This window comes from Lysobacterales bacterium (genome assembly GCA_016703225.1).
GTDB lineage: Bacteria > Pseudomonadota > Gammaproteobacteria > Xanthomonadales > Ahniellaceae > JADKHK01.
The window spans coordinates 491,175-509,965 of sequence record JADJCM010000002.1; the positions used below are offsets into that span (position 1 = coordinate 491,175).

Here is an 18,791-nt window from a genome sequence, read left to right on the forward strand (position 1 = left end):
CGCAACAGTTGTTTGCGGTGCGCACACCGCCCGGGGGCGGTCGAGGAACGGGAATGGCAAACGAAGCCGTAGTAGTGGGGCTGCTCGAGGATGATCGAGACCAGGCCGAGCTGTATCGCGCATGGCTGGAGCAGGCCGGATTCATGGTGCGGGCCTACACCGAGGTCAAGGACTTCCGGCGTCGTCTCGGGGCCGAATCGATCGATCTGTTGCTGCTCGACTGGAACCTGGGCGAAGGCTCCGGGCTTGATCTGCTCGACTGGTTGCGACAGTCGGCGCATGCGCGACTGCCGGTGATCTTCCTGACCGCACGTACGGCCGAGGAAGACATCGTCTCCGGGCTCAAGGCTGGCGCCGACGACTACGTGGTCAAACCGGCCAAGTCCTCGGAACTGATCGCGCGCATCCAGACGGTGCTGCGCCGCAGCGGCGTCGCCAATACCGCGAGCGGCGGCGGCGGGTCCTGGGTCGAGGAAGTGCTGCCGTACAAATTCGACTTGGACAAGCGTTCGGTGACCCTGAACGGCACCCTGATCGAACTGACCGACCGCGAGTTCGATCTCGCCTCCTACCTGTTCCGTCGCCATGGCCGCATCGTCAGCCGCGCGGCGCTGCTGGAAAACGTCTGGAACCTCGGTGGTGACGTCAACACCCGCACCGTCGACACCCACGTCAGCCGCCTGCGCAAGAAGATGATGCTGACCGGCGAGAGCAGTTGGGTGCTGAGTGCCGTGTACCAACATGGTTACCGGCTCGAACCGGCGAAGTGATCTCTTCCCGTTGATTGGCCGGATCGCCTTGGCACTCCGGCGCATGGAGTGCAAGCGATGCTGTCCGAAGAAATCCTGAGTACGTTCCACCGCCTGATGGCCGAAGCCCAGGCCGCTGGTGAGCTCGATGCCAACGCCATGAGCCTGGCGTCAGCGGAAGCCGGCGGACGCGTGTCCTCGCGCATGTTGCTGCTCAAGACCGCAGATGTGCGAGGTTTCACCTTCTACACCAATCTCGACAGCGACAAAGGCCGGCAATTGCATGCGCAGCCGCGTGCGGCGATGTGCTTCCACTGGAAGCATCTGCGCGATGGTGTGCAGGTGCGGATCGAGGGCCACGTCGAAGCGGTCGACGACGCCGAGGCCGACGCCTATTTCGCCACGCGGCCGCGCGAAAGCCAACTCGGCGCCTGGGCGTCGCTGCAGTCGCAGACGTTGCCGGATCGCGCCACCTTCGAGCAGCGCTTCGCCGACGCCGAACAACGCTACGCCAATGCCCCGGTGCCGCGTCCGCCGCATTGGTCCGGGCTGCGCCTGGTGCCGGACCTGGTCGAGTTCTGGTATGGCGTGCCGTTCCGCCTGCACGAGCGCCATCGCCACGAATGGCGCGAAGGCGCCTGGCATTACCGACTGCTGTATCCATGAGCGCAGCACCGGCCACGCTCGGCACGCTCGCCACGCGCATCGCCGAGTGGCTGCTGCCGCCGGCACGCTTTCCGCGCGACAACGTGCCGCAACTCGCGTCGAGCATGCTGTTGATGGGCTTCGGTCTGGCCTGTGCGCTCGCCTGCAGCTACTTCGCGATCGCGGACGCGAGCCACGGCATGATCGCCCTTGGCATCATCTACGCAATCGCGGCGCTCGGCTGCGTGATGTGCGTGTTCGGCTTCCGGCGCAGTGCGCGCCTGTTGCTGTGGGGCAATCTGTTCATCGGCCTGCTGTTCGCGATCACGGCACTGGCCAACCTCGGCGGTGGTGGGCGCCTGCAAGGCGTGAACATGGTGTTGCCGACGCTGGTGATGGTCGCGGCACTGATGCTCGACCGGCGCAGTGCGATCGCGTGGAGCTTGCTGATCCTGGCGCAGATTCTGGCTGCCTACTGGCTCGCACAGCGGCCGGTGCCGACCTTGTTCACCGTCGTCCAAGGCTGGGACGTTACCGCCTATCAGCGTGTCCCGCTGGTGATGGTGGTGCTGTCGATCTTCCTCGCGGTCTGGTTCAAGCAGATGATCGAGCGCATCCAGCAGCATCTGCTCGAACTGCATCGCAGTGAACGCGAGGCACGTGGCGAGAGCGAACACCTGAACCGCATGCTGGCGGAAATGGCTGCGGTCGATCCGCTGACCGGCCTGCTCAACCGCCGCGCCTTTCTCGAAGCACTCGCCAACTGCGAGGTCGGTGCCGAACACTGGCTGCTGTACGTCGATCTTGACGGTTTCAAGGCGGTCAATGACAACCTTGGGCACGAGACCGGCGATCGCGTGTTGATCGATGTCGCCGCGGTCTTGCGCAACAGCGGCGTCGACGTGGCGGCGCGCCTCGGCGGCGATGAGTTCTGCCTGCTGTTGCACGGCAACGAGTTCCGCGCGCGTCAGACCGCCGAACGTATCGTGCAGGGCGTTGCGGCCATGGTCACCGGCGGCCCGACCTCACCGCGAATCGGTGCCAGCATCGGCGTCGCCCGCACCAGCGGCAGCAACATCGAAGCCGCCCTGCGCAGCGCCGACGCCGCCTGCTACCGCGCCAAACGCAGCGGCAAGAGCCAGTTCGTGCTGGCGGTGGAACGCGGCGGTTGATCCGCCACCAACGAGGCCTCCAGGCGCCGCCCGAATGTAGGTCGGATCAACGAGCGCAGCGAGGGATCCGACGATCAGCGCGCGATCGAGCGTGCCAGGTTGGCGCGCGCAGGTGCCTCGAGTCGGCGCTGGTATTCCGCGCTGGAATAGATCTTCGGGCGGGCGAGGAATTCGCGCAGCAGCTGCTTGCGCTTGAGGTTGAACAGGAAGCTCGGTACCCAGTGGTACTCGCTGCGGATCTCGTGTTCGTAGGCGTCGAAACGTGCGGCATCGGCGCCGAGGATGGACAGGTCGATATCGACTAGCAACGCGGCATCGGCGGTTGCCGGGAGCGCGGCATGGCGGGTGGCCAGGATCAGCTCGTGGATGCGTCGCGCGACGGCGGCGTCGAGGCCGGCCGTGATCACCGACTGTCGCGCCCAGTCGGCGCAGCGCTGCTCGTTGTCGGTCTTGCGCGTGTCGTAGATCGCGTCATGGAACCAGAGCGCGAATTCGACCTCGCCGGCATGCGCGAACTGCGGCCGCAGGTTCGCAGCCTGGCGCAGGCAGTCTTCGAGATGCGCGAGCGAGTGATAGTGCCGATGCGGCTCGCAATAACGCTGCAGCAAGTCTTCGCCGAGCGCGAGCTGGGTCGCGTTCGGCGCGATGCCGAGCAGGCGCAGCGTCTCGGTCCAGCGCTCGATGCCGAGGCTCATGTTGATGTCGCGGCTGGCGACTGCAATTGCGCCGCTCCCAGTTCCGCGAGCATCGCCGCCATCGCGCCGGCCTCGCTGGCGCGTGCATTCGAGGCATTGCCCTGCTGCGCGCGCTTGGCTACGCCCTGCGCGATCGCGGCGAGGCGGAAGAACGAAAACGCCAGCACGAACGCCCAGTCGCCGACGTCGCGGCGGTGGCTGAGCGCGCGGTAACGCTCGATCATGCCGGCTTCGTCGGGAATGCCGAGCGCGGCGCGATCGCCTCCGGCGAGTCCGGGCAGCGCCGGGTTGCGCGGCAGGCGCAGTGCCATGCACAGGTAGCCGAGGTCGGCGAGCGGGTGACCGAGCGTGGCCAGCTCCCAGTCGACGATCGCAACGATGCGTGCCTCATTCGGGTGCCAGATCAGGTTGTCGATGCGGAAGTCGCCATGCACGAGGGCGACGCGACCGTCGTCGTGCGGGCAGCGCTCCGGCAGTGCTGCGATCAGCGTCTCCATCGCCTCGATGCGCGTGGTTTCGCTGGCGCGGTACTGCCTGCTCCAGGTCGCGATCTGGCGCTCAAAATAGTTGCCGGGCTTGCCGAAGTCGCCGAGCCCGAGTGCGATCACGTCCTCGCCGTGCAAGGCGGCCAGCACGCGCAGCATTTCCTCGTAATACGCGCCGCGTTCGGCGACGGGAATCTCGGGCAGCGACGGGTCCCAGAAGATGCGCCCCTCGACGAAGGCCATTGCGTAGAACACGGCGCCGATCACCGACTCGTCCAGGCACAGGCCCAGCGGCTGCGCGACCGGCACACCGTGGCCGTGCAGGGCGGTGAGCACGCGGAACTCGCGCTCTACCGCATGCGCGCCCGGCAACAAAGGCCCGAACGGCTTGCGTCGCAGCACATAGGTGCCGGAGGCGGCGTCGAGCCGATAGGTCGGATTCGACTGCCCACCCTTGAATTTCGTCGCCGCCAGCGGCCCGCGGAAGCCACGAACATGCGTCTCGCACCAGGCCGTCAATGCATCGAGTGGGAGGTCGCTCATGGCATGTGCTCGCGATTGCGGTTCCCGCTCCCGCTGCGGGAGACGGGCAGGGCATGGTCCGGATTCAATGTGGGGCAGGCGACCGGCGCCGTCAACCGGGCAGTCGTAGCATCAGTGTCAGCGGATGCTGTGGCGAAGTCTGAAAGCCGTAGTGCTCGTAGAAGCGCTTGGCATGGTCGTGCAGTGCGTGGACCAGCAACGCGCGAACACCGGCATTCTGCGCAACGGCCGCTGCGCGATGGACGGCGTCTTGCAGCAGCGCGGCGCCGAGCTTGATGCCTTGCGCGCGCAGGTCGACCGCAAGGCGCGCCAGCACCATCACCGGTATCGGATCGGGCATGTTCCGTCTGACGTTGGTCGTGGCCGTGGCGTGCGACACCGCACCCGCGGCGAGCGAGTAGTAGCCGAAGACGCGACCGTCAGGATCAGCCGCGACGAAGGTGCGGGAAGCGCCGCTGTGCTGGTTGACCAGCGCGCGGCGTCGGAGCCACTCGTCGAGCGTTGCCTCGCCGCAGGAGAAGCTGTCCAACAGATGATCGACAGCAAGTGGCTGCGGTGCGGCGAGTCTCAGACTCATGTCGAGCCGGCATTCCACGGAGCCTTCACGGCGAAAAGCCGATCGAGGCCGGGATTGGGACGGACCGGCGCATCCAGCAACGCGGTGAATCGTTTGAACTTGTCAGTGTTGAGCTTGAAGAACACCTGATCGAGCAACACCGCCTGCGCTCGTTCGCAGGCCGCTTCGAGCATGAAGTCCGAACGATTCTTGCCAAGCAGGCTGGCGGCTTGGTCAATCAGGTCGCGCTGCCCTGGTAGCGCACGCAGGTTGATGGCGGCATCACGCATGGCGATTCCTGTGTGTGCATCAGAGATGCGAATTCTGAGATTGGTGTATAGCGGTTGTCAACACGCCGGTGGCTTCCAACGCGTTCAGCGCACCGCCACCATCGACTTCGCCAGCGCGGTGATGTGCACCTCGTCGGGACCGTCGGCGAGGCTCAGCGCGCGGGCGCCGGCGTAGGCTTTCGACAGGAACGAGTCTTCCGAGACGCCGAGCGCGCCGTGGATCTGGATGGCGCGGTCGAGCACGCGCTGGGCCATGCGCGGGGCGACGATCTTGATCATGCCGATCTCTTCCTTTGCACCACGCGCGCCGCCCTGGTCGAGCTTCTGCGCGGCGGCGAGCGTGAGCAGGCGCGCCTGCTCGATGTCGCAGCGGCTGAGCGCGATCGCCTCGCGCACCATGCCCTGGTCGGCAAGCGGGCGATGGAAGGCGATGCGCGTGCGCGCGCGCAGCACCATCGCATCGAGCGCGCGCTGCGCCAGGCCGATCAGGCGCATGCAGTGGTGGATGCGACCCGGGCCGAGTCGGCCCTGCGCGATCTCGAAGCCGCAGCCTTCGCCGGCGATCAGGTGATCGAGCGGCACGCGCACACCGTCGAAGCGCACTTCGGCGTGGCCGCCAGGCGCGTCGTCGAAGCCGAACAGGTGCAACGGCCGCACCACGGTCACGCCCGGCGTGGTCTTCGGCACGATGATCTGGCTGTGGCGGCGATGCGGTTCGGCGTCCGGGTTGGTCACGCCCATCACGATGAAGAAGTCGAGGCGCGGGTCCATGGCGCCGCTGGCCCACCACTTGCGACCGCTGACGACGTAGTGCTCGCCGTCGCGCTCGATGCGCGTCGCGATGTTGGTGGCGTCGCTGGAGGCCACGTCGGGCTCGGTCATCGCAAACGCCGAGCGCGTGCGCCCGGCCAGCAGCGGCTGCAGCCAGCGTTGCTGCTGCGCCGGCGAGCCATAGTGGTGCAGCACTTCCATGTTGCCGGTGTCGGGGGCATTGCAGTTGATCGTCTCGGGCGCGATCAGGGAGCGACCGCTGAGTTCGGCCAGCGGTGCGTAGTCGAGCACCGACAACCCGGCGCCGTGCACCGGGTCGGGCAGGAACAGGTTCCACAGCCCGCGCTGCCGCGCCTCGATCTTCAGCGCTTCCATCAGCGGCGGAATCGTCCAGCGCTGCCCGGGTTGCTCCAGATGCGCGTCGTAGGCGGCTTCGCCCGGTAACACACGCTCGGCGACAAAGCGCTCGAGTTCGGCGTGCAGCGCGTGCGCGCGATCGGAGAACGGAAACAGCGATGACAGCGCCATGCGATTCCTCAGAAGTGGGTCCAGAGCCGGCGCTCGCCGGGTGCCGCCAGGTGCGGCAGCTGGTTGAAGCCGAGCAGGCGTACGCCGCCTTCGTAGATCACGAATTCGCTGATCGCGGAATTGCGGATGGCGATGTTCAGGTCGACCGAACGCAGGTCCGGCACTTCCAGCGCGCGTTGCGCCAGTTGCGCGATGACGCCGCCCGAGGTCACCAGCAGCACGCGCTCGCGTCCGTGGTGGCGTTCGGTCAGGCACGCCATCGCCGCGGCGACGCGCGCGCGGAACGCGAACCAGCCTTCGTCGAGGTGCTCATCGAGCGCGCCGCTGGCCCAGTGCCGCAGCGCCGCCATCAGGTAACGCGCCACCGCCATGCGGTCGCGCGGGCCGGGCATGGCGTCACGATTCGCCGGGCGATGCTCGGGATGCTCGGCGAGAAAAGCGGCAAACACCGCGCCGTGGTCGAACTCGTTGAAGCCGGCATCAATCTCGACTTCGGGCAGACTGCGCCCGCTCGCCGCGAACGCTTGCTCGATCGCGCTTACGGTCTGCTGGTGGCGGCGCATGGCACCGACGACGATGGCGTCGAAGCCAAGGTCGTGGTCGGCCGCGAGCCAGCGCCCGAGTCGCTGCGCCTGGTCTTCGCCGAGCGCTGACAACTGGTCGTAGTCGTCGGCGTCGAATGAGGCCTGGGCGTGGCGGATGGCGAGAATCTCGGTCATGTCAGTTTCCGCCAACGGTCAGCGCAATGCCGAACTCGATCAACGGCGCGGCGATCAGCATCCGCACCAGCTGCAGTACCAGCAGCGCAAACAGCGGTGACAGGTCGAGGCCGCCGAGCGGCGGGATCAGTCGCTGGAACGGCTTCAGGATCGGGTCGCTGATGCGATTGAGGATCTGCACGAAGGGACTGCGCGGATCGGGCGAGACGAAGCTGAGGATCGCGCGCAGCACCACCGTCCACAGCAGTGCATTGGCCGCGAACTCGATCAGCAGCGCCAGCGCGATCACCCCGAGCGCAAGCACCGGCAGCGCGCGCCCGGCCAACCAGTAGAGCAGCCAGGTTTCGGTGAGCATCAGCAGGAAGGTGACCAGCAGCGCTGCCAGGTTCCAGCCGCGGATCACCGGCAATGCCTGCTGGACTGGCATCAGCACCGGGTTGGTCGCGCGGTAGACGAACTGCGACAGCGGATTGCGGAAATCGACGCGAAGTCCCTGCATCAGGAAGCGGAAAAAGAACAGCCCGATGGCGAGCCCGAACAGGACCTGCACGATCAGCGCGCCGGCATTGGCGAGGTGGCCCATCTCAGCCTCCGAACTGGCCGGAGAGTTCGCGGCCGCGTTCGGTCGCACGCGTGATCGCGGCATCCACCAGCGCACGGAAGCCGCCGGACTCGAATCGCTCGAGCGCCGCCTGGGTGGTTCCGCCGGGCGAGGTGACGCGTTCGCGCAGCGTGGCCGGGTCGTCACTGCCCTCGTGGACCATGCGCGCCGCACCGAGCGCGGTGTTCGACACCAGGATGCGTGCGGCATCGGCGCTCAGGCCCTGGCGCATGGCCGCGGCGACCATCGCCTCCATCAGCAGGAAGAAATAGGCCGGGCCGCTGCCGGAGACTGCGGTGACGGTGTCCATCAGGTCTTCATCGTCGATCCAGACGGTGGCGCCGGTGGCAGCCAGAATGCCCTCGGCGCGCGAACGCGATTCGTTGTCGACGTTGCCATCGGCGTGCAACGCGGTCACGCCCGCCCCGATCAGCGCGGGCGTGTTGGGCATGCAGCGCACCAGGCGCGCCGACGCCCCCAACCAGTTGCGGAAATTCGAGAGGCGGATGCCGGCTGCGATCGAGATCAACAGCGGCTTGCGACTCGCGACCAGATCGGCGATGCCGGTGCAGACCGCAGCCATCACCTGCGGTTTCACCGCCAGCACGACGACGTCGGCGGCGGCCAGCGCATCGCGGTTCTCGGCATGCACCTGCACGCCGAACTCGGCAGCGAGACCGTAGCGGGCGTTTTCCACCGGTTCGGCGACGTGGATGCGGCGCGGGTCGGTGCCGCGGGCGAGCAGCCCGCCGATGAGCGCGCGCGCCATGTTGCCGCCGCCGATGAATGCGATGTGGTTCATCAAGAAACCTGCCTCGGACCAAAGAGTGCCGATCCTATCCGAACCAGGTTGGCGCCTTCGGCGATGGCGTCGACGAAATCATCGGACATGCCCATCGACAAGGTGTCCACCTGCGCATGGCGGGTGCGGGTTCGATCGAACAATTCGCGCATGCGCCCAAACGCATCGCGTCGTCGCGCCCGGTCCGAGGTCGGCTGCGGGATCGCCATCAGGCCGCGCAGGCGCAGTTGGGGGAGTGCGGCGATGGCATCGGCCAGTGCGTCGATCTCCCCCGGGGCGCAACCCGACTTGCTGGCTTCGTCGTCGATGTTCACTTGCACCAGCAGGTTCAGCGCCAGTCGCCCGGTCGGGCGGAACCTCGCCAGCAGCGGGATCAGTTTTTCACGGTCGATGGTCTGCACCCAGTCGAAGCGGGTTGCGGCTTCCCGGCATTTGTTCGATTGCAGCGGTCCGATCAGGTGCCACTCCAGATCGAGGTCGCCCAGTTCCCGTTGCTTGGCCAGCGCCTCCTGCACATAGTTCTCGCCGAAGACGCGCTGGCCGAGCGCAGCGAGTGCACGCACCGCGGCTGCGGGCTGGGTCTTGCTGACCGCCAGCAGTTGCAGGGGACGGCCGTCGGCAGCGGAGGCCAGCGCCGTGCGGATGCGGGAAAATCGTTCGTCGAGGGTGGTCATGATTCGGGAGCGCTCGCGTTTTGCGGGCCCGCAAAAAGGGCTATAGTCGAGCCGAGTTTACGACCCGCCCCGGAGTGCTGCATGGATATCGCTGAGCTGCTTGCGTTTTCGGTCAAGAACAAGGCCTCCGACCTGCACCTCTCGGCCGGCCTGCCGCCGATGATCCGCGTCGATGGCGATGTGCGCCGCGTCAACATCCCGTCGCTCGACCACAAGGCGGTGCACTCGCTGGTCTACGACATCATGTCGGACAAGCAGCGCCGCGACTACGAAGAGTTCCTGGAGACCGACTTCTCGTTCGAGATTCCCGGGCTCGCCCGCTTCCGCGTCAACGCCTTCAACCAGAACCGCGGCGCCGGTGCGGTGTTCCGTACCATTCCGAGCCAGATCCTGACCTTGGAGGACTTGAGCGCGCCCAAGATCTTCAAGGAACTGATCGATGTGCCGCAGGGCTTGGTGCTGGTCACCGGCCCGACCGGTTCCGGCAAATCGACCACGCTCGCCGGCATGGTCGACCACATCAACAAGAACGAATACGGCCACATCCTCACCATCGAGGACCCGATCGAGTTCGTGCACCAGTCGCAGAAGTGCCTGATCAACCAGCGCGAAGTACACCGCGACACGCACGGATTCAATGAAGCCCTGCGTTCGGCACTGCGTGAGGATCCGGACTACATCCTGGTCGGCGAAATGCGCGACATGGAAACCATCCGCCTGGCGCTCACCGCCGCGGAAACCGGGCATCTGGTGTTCGGCACCCTGCATACATCGTCGGCCGCCAAGACCGTGGACCGCATCATCGACGTGTTCCCGGCTGGCGAAAAGCCGATGGTGCGTTCGATGCTTTCTGAATCGCTGCGTGCGGTGATCTCGCAATCGCTGCTGAAGAAGGTCGGCGGTGGCCGCGTCGCGGCGCACGAGATCATGGTCGGCATTCCCGCCATCCGCAACCTGATCCGCGAGGACAAGGTCGCGCAGATGTACTCGTCGATCCAGACCGGTGCCGCGGTCGGCATGCAGACGCTCGACCAGTGCCTGCAGGACCTGGTCAAACGCGGCCTGATCACGCGTACCCAGGCATCGAGTTACGCCAAGGACAAGAAGCTGTTCGAGTGATCGTCGTACATCTGCGTTGATCACTGGCCCGGCCCGGAGAGCAAACATGAGTAGCGTGGACTTCACCTCCTTTCTCAAACTGATGGTCCACAAAAAGGGCTCGGACCTGTTCATCACCGCCGGCATTCCGCCGTCGATGAAGGTGAACGGACGCATCGCGCCGATCACCCAGGCACCGCTGACGCCGCAGGTCAGTCGCGACATGGTGCTGAACGTGATGACGCCGTCGCAGCGCGAGGAATTCGAAAAAACGCACGAGTGCCAGTTCGCGATTTCGCTGCAGGGCGTCGGGCGCTTCCGCGTCAGTTGCTTCTACCAGCGCAACCAGGTCGGCATGGTGTTGCGTCGTATCGAGACGCGTATCCCGGGGGTCGAGGAACTCGGACTGCCGCCGGTGGTCAAGACCCTGGCGATGACCAAGCGTGGACTGATCATGTTTGTCGGCGCCACCGGTACCGGCAAGTCGACCTCGCTGGCAGCGATGATCGGCTATCGCAACCAGAACTCGACCGGTCACATCATCACCATCGAGGACCCGATCGAATTCGTGCACAAGCACGAGGGTTGCATCATCACCCAGCGTGAGGTCGGGATCGACACCGACACCTGGGAGAACGCGCTGAAAAACACCCTGCGCCAGGCGCCGGATGTGATCTTGATCGGCGAGGTACGCACGCGCGAGACCATGGAGCACGCGATCGCCTTCGCCGAGACCGGCCATCTGTGCCTGTGCACCCTGCACGCGAACAACGCCAACCAGGCGCTGGACCGCGTGCTGCACTTCTTCCCCGAGGATCGCCGTCCGCAGTTGCTGATGGACCTTTCGCTGAACCTCAAGGGCGTGGTCGCGCAGCAGTTGGTGCCGACCCCGGACGGCAAGAGCCGGCGCGCAGCGATGGAAATCCTGCTCGGTACACCGCTGGTCCAGGACTTCATCCGCGACGGCGAGATCCACCGCATCAAGGAGGTGATGAAGGAGTCGACCAATCTCGGCATGCGTACCTTTGACCAGAGCCTGTTCGAGCTCTACCAGGCCGGCGAGATTTCCTACGAGGATGCCCTGCGTCACGCCGATTCCGCGAACGAGGTGCGTCTGCGCATCAAGCTCGCCCAGGGCGGCGACGCGCACTCGCTGTCGCAGGGACTGGACGGCGTCGAATTGATGGAGCAGTGAGGGCGCATGCGCTGCATCTACGTCGCCGAGAACCTGATCGACGCCCACCTGGTGCGAGATCGGCTCTGCGACGACGGCATCCCCGCGGAAATCCACGGCGAAGACCTGACCGGCAGCTTCGGCCTGCTCCCGGGGTACGTCTCGGTGTGGGTGCCGGAAACGCAGACGACGGACGCCGACCACGTGCTCGAATCGTTCCGTCCCGACGAACCTGATCCCGCGTCGGATCCGGACATGTCGTCGCTCGACGGCGCCGCGCCGGTCTAAGTCGAATCGGGCAGCGAAGGCTCTGCTCTGTGGGCCCGGACCCACAAAGCATGGAGCCACAGACGTCCGGAGCCACAGAAGCCGGAACCACCGCTCACGCCGTCACCGTACGAGTTCCTCGCATCGCGCTATGCGGGTAGGACGGGGATTGACGTGCTCACCACAGGCGGACGCGATCCGGCGCGCGCCCATACACGGCCTCGAAGCCGGCGCGGGCCACCTCGATCCGTTCCGGGGTCAGGTCGCCACGAAGATCTTCGGGCAGCGCCGCACGGGCCGCGTCGATCTGCAAGAGGCTCGGGTGATCGGGTCCGAGGCGTTTCACCAGCGCGGCACGGACGGTTTCGAGTTCGGCTGCGGCTTCGTTCCACCGGCCGAGATCGACCAGCAGAAACGCACGCTGGGCCCGGATTCGTTCGACGGCATGGGTGCTAGGCGCGCCGGCTGGCTGGGCCACGGCGATCGCACGTTCGATCGCGGCTTCGGCCGCGGAGGCGTCGCCCGTCCGCAAGGCAAAGGCCGCATGCGCCTGATCAAGGAACTTGCGATACGGGCCTTGAAGGTTCTGGTCGAGGTCGGCGAAAGCGGTGTCGAGTTGTGTTTTCCAGCGCTCGGCCGACGTCTGGTCTCCCGCAAGCAGTGCCGCGTACAGGGCGCCGTAGCTGGCGATGAACCACGGCGCCGGCGGCAGACGACGGGTCTCGGTCCATTCGAGCGTTCGTGTTGCCATAGCCATGGCTGCGTCGGTCCGGCCGATCGCCGCGAGGTCGATGACCTGGTCCGCCCATAACATCTGCCGGAACCGCCCGTCGGCCAAATCGGCGATGCCTTCGGTGGTGTCGGTCGCTTCACGCAGGGCGACTGCGGTCCGTGGGTCGCCGAAACGCGCGGTGACATTGGCTGCGAGCTGGCGCAGACGGAACCAGGTGGCATGGTTCTGGCCGAGATTGCGTTCTGTTTGTGAAGTGAGCTGGCGAATGGCCGGGGCCAGGTCGGCATAACGCTCGCGCGCCCACCACGACGACAACAGATTCCACTGCGTGTTCAGCTGTTCGGTGCGCGAACGGCGATCCGGGTGTGCAGCATCGAAGTCGAGAACGGCGCGAAGCAGCGGTTCGGCTTCATCCATGCGCCCCGAGGCCTGCAGAAACATGGCGTATTGCTCCGACGAGTTCAGCGTTTGCACGCCGGGCTCGGGTTCGGCCGACCGGGCCAAGGCCAGGCTGCGCCGGATCGCCCGTTCCGCTTCCTGCGGTTCCCCCTGGTCGCGATCGACCATGAACTGCACTTCCTGCGCCAGAGCTTCCACGGCCGGCATTGGGGTGCCGGTGCCGAGTTGCTGCAATGCGGCGGCAAGGACCTGTTCCGCGGCCTCCGTTTGCTTCAGTTGCCGCAGGCTGTCGGCCCATTCGATGCGGCAGGTGATGGCGAGTTCATGGCCGGCACCGTACACCTGGTCGGCAAGCGGGCACGCTGCTTCCAGGTTGGCCCGCCGGGGTTCGTACTGGCGCAGGTCAAGGCGCATCCGCGCCAGCATCTTCAACAACTCGTGGCGGAGGGCGGGTTCCATGCCGGTTTCGGCGCGCACGCGACGTTCGCCCTCCGCGACCAGCGCTTCCGCGGGCACAGGTTGACCGTGGTGGACCTCCGGATCGATGGTGGCAAACAGGTCCATCAGGAACGTGCGGACCGCGGTGGCACGCACGGCCTCGCGCGCGGCTTCGCGGGCTTGCCATGCGGTGGTGGCGGCGCCGGCCAGGATCGCCAGCAACACGGCCGCTGCCGCGGAGACGGCCCAGCGGTTACGGCGCAGGAACTTGCGCGCGCGATACCAAGAGCCCCCCTGGCGTGCCGCTACCGGCTGGCCATTGCGCCATGCATCGAGATCAGCGATCAGGGCATCGACGCCCGGATAACGCTGGTCCGGTTCCTTTTCAAGGCAACGCCGGCAGATCGCGTCGAGGTCGGCATCGGGCTGCCCGGTGTCGCGGGTGGCCGGTGCCGGCACCTCCTCGCAGACCCGGCGCACCAACTCGGCGATGGGCAGGCCGGACAACGCCAGCGGATCCCGCCCGGACAACACGCGGTGCAGCAGGGCGCCGAGGGCATACACATCGGTGCGCGTGCCCACCGGTTCACCGCGCAATTGCTCCGGGGCCGCGCAATGGGGCGTTGCTGCGAGATCCTGTGTTTCCGAAGGGCCGGCGCCGTCCGAAAGCACCTTCGCGATGCCGAAATCGAGCAGGAAGGGTTGGTCCGCACCGTCCACGAGGATGTTCGCCGGCTTGATGTCGCGATGGACGACGAGTTCGCGATGCGCGAGCGAGACGGCGTCGGCGATGGCTCGGAATACGGCGAGCCGGGTTGCCCGGTCGGGCTGGCGGGTTTCGAGCCAGCGGTCGAGCGGCTGCCCGTCGATCCAATCGGTGACCAGGAACGGCCCCAGCGCGGGGTCATCGCCGGCGTCGAGCAGGCGCGCGATCGCCGGATGTACCAGCCGAGCGAGCACCTGCCGTTCCTGTTCGAGGCGACGCGCCGTGCCGGCCCGGTCGGTGCGGAAGAACTTGATCGCGACTTGCTTCCGGTAACTGCCGTCGGCGCGTTCGGCCAGCCACACTTCGCCCATGCCGCCGCGACCGATCGGACGCAGCAGCGACCACGGGCCCACGCGCTGTCCGGATTGCCGGGCGGGCGCGGTTTCGAGGAATCCCCGGGAGGCCTCGATGTCCTCGAGCCAACCTGCCGCATCGCGGGCGAGATCAGCGGAGACCGCGGCCAGTTCCGCAAGCGCCGCGGCCCGGCCATCGGGTGCCAGCGCCAGCAGGCGATCGACGGCGGCCTCGAGTTCTTCGAACGGGCGCACGGTGGCCGCGCTCAGGATCCGGATGCGGCCGGATCGGACAGCGCGCGGAACAACCAGGCGCGGGCCTTGGTCCAGTCGCGACGGACCGTCGCCGGATCACGCCCCAGCACTTCGCCCACTTCCTCCTCGGTCAGGCCACCAAAGAACCGCAGTACGACGGTTTGCGCCAGCCGCGGGCTGGCCTGTTCCAGTTGTGCCAACGCCTGGTGAACGGCGAGGGCCTGCACGGACACCTGTTCGTCGGTGTCGGCCAGCGTGATGTCGTCAAGCGGCACGTGCGCGGCGCCTTCGCCACGTTTGCCGGCAAGGGTGCGTCGCGCCCGGTCGATGATGATCTGGCGCATCGACTGCGCCGCGAGCGCGAAGAAGTGCGCCGGGTCCGTGGGTGCCTCGATGTGCGCCGCGCTGAGTTTCAGGTAGGCCTCGTGCACGAGACCGGTGGTATCAAGCGTGGCGGAGGCATTCAGGGACTGCCGGTGCTTGCGCGCAACGCTGCGCAGTTCCCCGTGCAGCACGGCGAACAACTCGGCCATGCGCGTGACCGACCGCGCCCGGTCGGCCAGGGTGGCGGTGAGCGTGGCGAAGGTGTCGGGCGGCAGGTCGGTCGGGTCCACCGGCGGATTATGGCGGTCGCTCCGCCCGGATGCGCGGTTTTTCCGGGTTCCTGCGATACGGCATTCAAGACCCCGACCAGGAGCCCCTGCCATGACCCGATCCACTCGCTTTCCGATCCGCTGGACCGCCCTGCTGGTGCTGGTCCTGATCCCCATCCTTTGCCAGGCTCCGGCCTCCGCCGCGACATTGACCTGGCCGGGCAGCGCCCCCTGTGACACGACCCTTCAGGCCTGCGTGGACGCCGCTGCGATCAACGATGTGGTGCAGATCGGCAGTGGTGCCGGCGAGATCACGGACTCGCTGGTGATCTCGAAGCCGATCACGCTGCGCAGCGCGCCGCTGGCGCGCGGGCGCTTTCGGAACACCACCGTCAGCATCCAGTCGTCCTTTGCTGGCACCGGCAATGTCAATGTGCTGGAGAATGTGCAACTGATCAACACGCCGATCTCGGTCAGCCTGGGCAGCAACGAGCCGATAGATCAGCACGTGGTTGAACTGAATCAACTGGACATTTCCGGCCTGGCCGGCCTAACGGCGGGGATCTCGGTCGCCACGCCGCAGACGGCCTCGCAGAAGACCCTGCGCATTCGCCACCTGCGTTTCGTGGGCGGTCATGGCGTGGGCTACAATGGCAGTCCGCCGTCTGTTTCCGTGGAAATCGCCGACAGCCAGTTCATCAAGACGACCGTGGAGCGTGACCCAGTTACGTTCGTGCTGGACGGCAACCAGCAGTTCAGGTTTCGACGGAATCGAATCGAATCCCTGAATCACGATATCGGAGCTTGCTTGACCCTTCACGCGCTCGCTGGCGCGACCGTCAGTGCAGAGATCGACCGCAACCTCATCAACGGTTGCGAAGCGGGGGTCAGCTTGGTCGCCCAATCCGGCGCAACAGCATTGCAAGCCAGGGTCCGCAATAACACGATCCGCACGCGGCTGTTCGGTGTCACCGTTTCGGGCACTTCGGCGAGCGCAGAGGTGGACAACAATATCTTCTCAAGGGTCGCGACGTTTGGCGTGGAAAAGTTCGCTGGCGCGCAGGTGCTGGCTGCGCACAATCTCTATCACCAGACGCCGCAGACCTTGGTTGGTGAAATCGGCTGGGTGGTGGCAGACCCGTTGTTTGCGTCAACCTACGATTTTCATCTGACTCCGGCTTCGCCGGCGATCAATGCCGGACTTGCGTCATCGATCCCTGCAGGCGGTGATTTCGACGGTGTGACCGGCACGGTTCCGACCATTGGTGCCCACGACTATCAATTCGGCGGCGCCGACCTGCATAGGGCGACGGCTGAAAACTCCGTCTCCAACATCACCAACTTGCCCACGTCGATGTCGCGGCCGTTGAGTGAGGTCATGGTGCAGAGCGTGATCGAAGGTTTCCCATTGCCGGCTTGGGCACCCAACCATTTGGGCGTATACAGCTTCATCACAGCGCCGTCTCGCACGGTGATTTTCAGCCAGAACCAACAGTCGATTTCGCCACCGCGGCAGTTCTTCGTGCTCGACAGCAATCGCCACCAGACGCTGTCGCATACAGCCGATGTGAGCAATATCAGTGCGCATGTCGCTACTTGAACTGGGCGCCGCTGAATGGCAATCCGTTCGCCAAACCCGTGGTGGTGCAGCGCGCGGTGCCCGTGGGTGGCGTGCTGAATGATCATCCCATTGGTGTCTGGTACGACAGCTTCAACGCCCGCTGGGCGGTCTTCAATCAAGATATGGTCGTCATGCCGCCAGGGGCGATGTTCGATGTCACATTGGCCAATGACTTCGTGCCCTATGCCTTCACCGCGGCGGCCGCAGTCAGCCCCAGTCTGGACTTGATCCTGGACCACCCGCTTCTGAACAATTCCCCCTGTGCAGCCGTATTCGTTACGCCCGTTTTCCAAGGCACCTACTTGCCTTCCACCGTGCATGTACGCTATCGACCGACGACCCATGATGGTGGGCGCTGGACGGTATTGCGCGGGGATGGCGAACTGTTTCAAAGCGGCATGGACATGAACGTTTATGTGGATCCCGTGCGCTCCAGATCCTGCCTTTCGGACGGCTTGTTCGGCGACAGTCTGGAATAGGTGCGCCAAGGGTGCCGTCGGCGCACTTGACCGACCGTCAAGTGCGCACCGGACGGTTTGGGCCGCCTACGAATCGATGGGCCATACGGATTTCGGCGGCTTTGGCGGGTGGTGGCTTGAGCGCCGAGGCGCTTGGCCGCTCCTAAGCTTGGCGATGCGGGTGCAGGGGGATGGGACCGAATCGCCGCTGCGAGGCCGACTGGACGCGCTGACCGGGCTCGGGCCGGTCATGATTCCGACACGCTGTCGCAACAAATCGGCGGCGGTGTCATAAAGCAGTCAAATCCCGGCAATACAGTGCGCGCCCGTCCGTCACCCTGGGGTCGCCGCTATGTCACATATTCGTCGTTTGTCCGTTCTTGCCGTTGCCAGTGCGCTTTCCCTGCCGGCGCATGCCGAGTACCAGTTCGATCGCATTGGCGAATATGACGCTTTTGTGGACGGTGTCCTGCAGACCGATGCCAACTGGTTCGACGACGACCATCGTGATTTCGTCAACGATGCCGAGTTCCGTCGTGCCGAGATCATCTTCCGCCTGAAGAACGAGAAGAACACCGAGTTCTACGTCGGCTACGACCCGCGTGCCGACAAGTGGCTTGATGTCTACGCCAAGTTCATGATGGGCCCGGGCGGCCAGGTTCGCGTCGGCCAGTACAAGCAGAACATGAACATGGAAGAGCTGATCTCGACCAAGAGCATCGACTTCGTGTCGCGAGCGCTCCCGAACCTGTTCACGATCGGACGCCGTCTCGGCGTCGACTACATGCAGTTCGGCAGCAATTGGACGGCATCGATCGGTGTGTACGATCGCGAGTTGACCAACAATGCCGGCAAGGGCACCGGCGTCATCGCCCGTGCCACCTACGCGCCGATCTACGAACTCGAGGAAACGCTGCATTTCGGTATCGCGGCGCTGTCGCAGGAACAGGCCAAGGGCGTCGCACGCTTCTCCACCCGCCCGGAAGCCGATCTCGCGAATTTCCGATTGGTCGACACCGGTAATCTGGCGGGGGCCGAGCGCAACAACCAGATCGGACTCGAAGCCGCCTACTCGAATGGCCCATGGGCGGTGCAGGGCGAATACCTGCGCGCCGATGTGTCGCGCGGCGCCGGCTTCGACAACTATGTGGCTGACGGCTACTACGTGTACGGCACCTGGTTCGTGACCGGCGAGTTCAAGACCTACAAGCAGGGCGTGTTCAGCTATCCGGTGCCGAACGATCCGGGCAAGGGTGCGCTGCAACTCGGCCTGCGCTATTCGGCGGTCAACCTCGACGATGGCGCCGTGCTCGGTGGTGAGGAACAGAACTGGACCGTCGGTGCCAACTGGTACTGGCGCTCGAACTTCAAGCTCTCGCTCGACTACACGGCGGTGAGCAGCGAGAAGGCGGGCGTTTCCGACGACCCCAATCTCGTTACCGCCCGCTTCCAGTTCATGTTCTGAG

The 18,791-nt window shown here is 65.7% G+C and carries 20 protein-coding genes; 9 read left to right on the forward strand and 11 right to left on the reverse strand.

Translation table 11 applies throughout. From position 1 onward, the window contains the following. Positions 1-80 precede the first annotated feature (80 nt). Genes IPG63_10805 through IPG63_10815 form a run of 3 tightly spaced genes read left to right on the forward strand, consistent with a single transcriptional unit; the run spans position 81 to position 2,566 of the window. Positions 81-770, forward strand: a complete 690-nt coding sequence (locus IPG63_10805) for a response regulator transcription factor (protein ID MBK6727734.1) — start codon at positions 81-83, stop codon at positions 768-770. Between the two features lie 57 nt (positions 771-827). Next, a complete protein-coding gene (gene pdxH / locus IPG63_10810; GenBank protein MBK6727735.1) occupies positions 828-1,415 on the forward strand; it encodes a pyridoxamine 5'-phosphate oxidase in 588 nt (195 codons plus the stop codon). Continuing rightward, positions 1,412-2,566: a diguanylate cyclase gene (locus IPG63_10815; protein ID MBK6727736.1), complete on the forward strand. Its 1,155-nt coding sequence runs from the start codon at positions 1,412-1,414 to the stop codon at positions 2,564-2,566. Before pdxH ends, IPG63_10815 begins: the two co-directional genes overlap by 4 nt. A 74-nt stretch (positions 2,567-2,640) precedes the next feature. Here IPG63_10815 and IPG63_10820 read toward each other — a convergent pair whose 3' ends face one another. The 9 genes from IPG63_10820 to IPG63_10860 all read right to left on the reverse strand — a co-directional run bounded on the left by IPG63_10820 (position 2,641) and on the right by IPG63_10860 (position 9,230). Further along, positions 2,641-3,261: an N-methyl-D-aspartate receptor NMDAR2C subunit gene (locus IPG63_10820; GenBank protein MBK6727737.1), complete on the reverse strand. Its 621-nt coding sequence runs from the start codon at positions 3,259-3,261 to the stop codon at positions 2,641-2,643. Next, positions 3,258-4,289 carry a phosphotransferase family protein gene (locus tag IPG63_10825; protein ID MBK6727738.1) on the reverse strand — a complete coding sequence of 344 codons (1,032 nt, stop codon included), beginning with the start codon at positions 4,287-4,289 and terminating at the stop codon, positions 3,258-3,260. Before IPG63_10825 ends, IPG63_10820 begins: the two co-directional genes overlap by 4 nt. Before the next feature lie 91 nt (positions 4,290-4,380). Then, positions 4,381-4,866, reverse strand: coding sequence for a GNAT family N-acetyltransferase (locus tag IPG63_10830; protein MBK6727739.1), 486 nt, complete (start codon positions 4,864-4,866; stop codon positions 4,381-4,383). Further along, positions 4,863-5,135, reverse strand: coding sequence for a DUF1778 domain-containing protein (locus IPG63_10835; protein ID MBK6727740.1), 273 nt, complete (start codon positions 5,133-5,135; stop codon positions 4,863-4,865). Before IPG63_10835 ends, IPG63_10830 begins: the two co-directional genes overlap by 4 nt. A gap of 84 nt (positions 5,136-5,219) precedes the next feature. Continuing rightward, positions 5,220-6,434 (reverse strand): acyl-CoA dehydrogenase family protein, encoded by a 1,215-nt coding sequence (locus tag IPG63_10840; GenBank protein MBK6727741.1) that lies wholly within the window; start codon positions 6,432-6,434, stop codon positions 5,220-5,222. 8 nt (positions 6,435-6,442) lie between these two features. Beyond that, complete coding sequence (locus IPG63_10845; protein ID MBK6727742.1) at positions 6,443-7,153, reverse strand: histidine phosphatase family protein; 711 nt, start codon at positions 7,151-7,153, stop codon at positions 6,443-6,445. 1 nt (position 7,154) lies between these two features. After that, positions 7,155-7,736, reverse strand: a complete 582-nt coding sequence (locus IPG63_10850) for a YggT family protein (GenBank protein ID MBK6727743.1) — start codon at positions 7,734-7,736, stop codon at positions 7,155-7,157. Between the two features lies 1 nt (position 7,737). Then, positions 7,738-8,556, reverse strand: a complete 819-nt coding sequence (locus tag IPG63_10855) for a pyrroline-5-carboxylate reductase (protein MBK6727744.1) — start codon at positions 8,554-8,556, stop codon at positions 7,738-7,740. Next, the gene (locus tag IPG63_10860) at positions 8,556-9,230 is read right to left on the reverse strand and encodes a YggS family pyridoxal phosphate-dependent enzyme (GenBank protein ID MBK6727745.1); all 675 of its coding nucleotides are present in this window, start codon (positions 9,228-9,230) and stop codon (positions 8,556-8,558) included. The genes IPG63_10855 and IPG63_10860 overlap by 1 nt, the downstream gene beginning before the upstream one ends. 81 nt (positions 9,231-9,311) lie before the next feature. On the opposite strand from IPG63_10860, the gene IPG63_10865 reads away from it, so the two are divergent. The 3 genes from IPG63_10865 to IPG63_10875 are packed head-to-tail and all read left to right on the forward strand — an operon-like array spanning position 9,312 to position 11,790. Continuing rightward, positions 9,312-10,349: a type IV pilus twitching motility protein PilT gene (locus IPG63_10865; protein MBK6727746.1), complete on the forward strand. Its 1,038-nt coding sequence runs from the start codon at positions 9,312-9,314 to the stop codon at positions 10,347-10,349. Between the two features lie 46 nt (positions 10,350-10,395). After that, positions 10,396-11,523, forward strand: coding sequence for a PilT/PilU family type 4a pilus ATPase (locus IPG63_10870; protein ID MBK6727747.1), 1,128 nt, complete (start codon positions 10,396-10,398; stop codon positions 11,521-11,523). Between the two features lie 6 nt (positions 11,524-11,529). After that, the gene (locus IPG63_10875; protein MBK6727748.1) at positions 11,530-11,790 is read left to right on the forward strand and encodes a DUF2007 domain-containing protein; all 261 of its coding nucleotides are present in this window, start codon (positions 11,530-11,532) and stop codon (positions 11,788-11,790) included. 157 nt (positions 11,791-11,947) lie between these two features. On the opposite strand, the gene IPG63_10880 is transcribed toward IPG63_10875, so the two are convergent. Then, the gene (locus IPG63_10880; GenBank protein ID MBK6727749.1) at positions 11,948-14,653 is read right to left on the reverse strand and encodes a serine/threonine protein kinase; all 2,706 of its coding nucleotides are present in this window, start codon (positions 14,651-14,653) and stop codon (positions 11,948-11,950) included. A gap of 11 nt (positions 14,654-14,664) precedes the next feature. Continuing rightward, positions 14,665-15,267 (reverse strand): sigma-70 family RNA polymerase sigma factor, encoded by a 603-nt coding sequence (locus IPG63_10885; GenBank protein MBK6727750.1) that lies wholly within the window; start codon positions 15,265-15,267, stop codon positions 14,665-14,667. Between the two features lie 91 nt (positions 15,268-15,358). Here IPG63_10885 and IPG63_10890 point away from each other — a divergent pair, with 91 nt between their 5' ends. From IPG63_10890 to IPG63_10900, 3 genes are all read left to right on the forward strand, one after another. After that, positions 15,359-16,846 carry a hypothetical protein gene (locus IPG63_10890; protein ID MBK6727751.1) on the forward strand — a complete coding sequence of 496 codons (1,488 nt, stop codon included), beginning with the start codon at positions 15,359-15,361 and terminating at the stop codon, positions 16,844-16,846. Continuing rightward, a complete protein-coding gene (locus IPG63_10895; protein MBK6727752.1) occupies positions 16,843-17,346 on the forward strand; it encodes a hypothetical protein in 504 nt (167 codons plus the stop codon). The genes IPG63_10890 and IPG63_10895 overlap by 4 nt, the downstream gene beginning before the upstream one ends. Before the next feature lie 331 nt (positions 17,347-17,677). Then, positions 17,678-18,790, forward strand: a complete 1,113-nt coding sequence (locus IPG63_10900; protein ID MBK6727753.1) for a porin — start codon at positions 17,678-17,680, stop codon at positions 18,788-18,790. The last annotated feature ends 1 nt before the right edge of the window (position 18,791 follow it).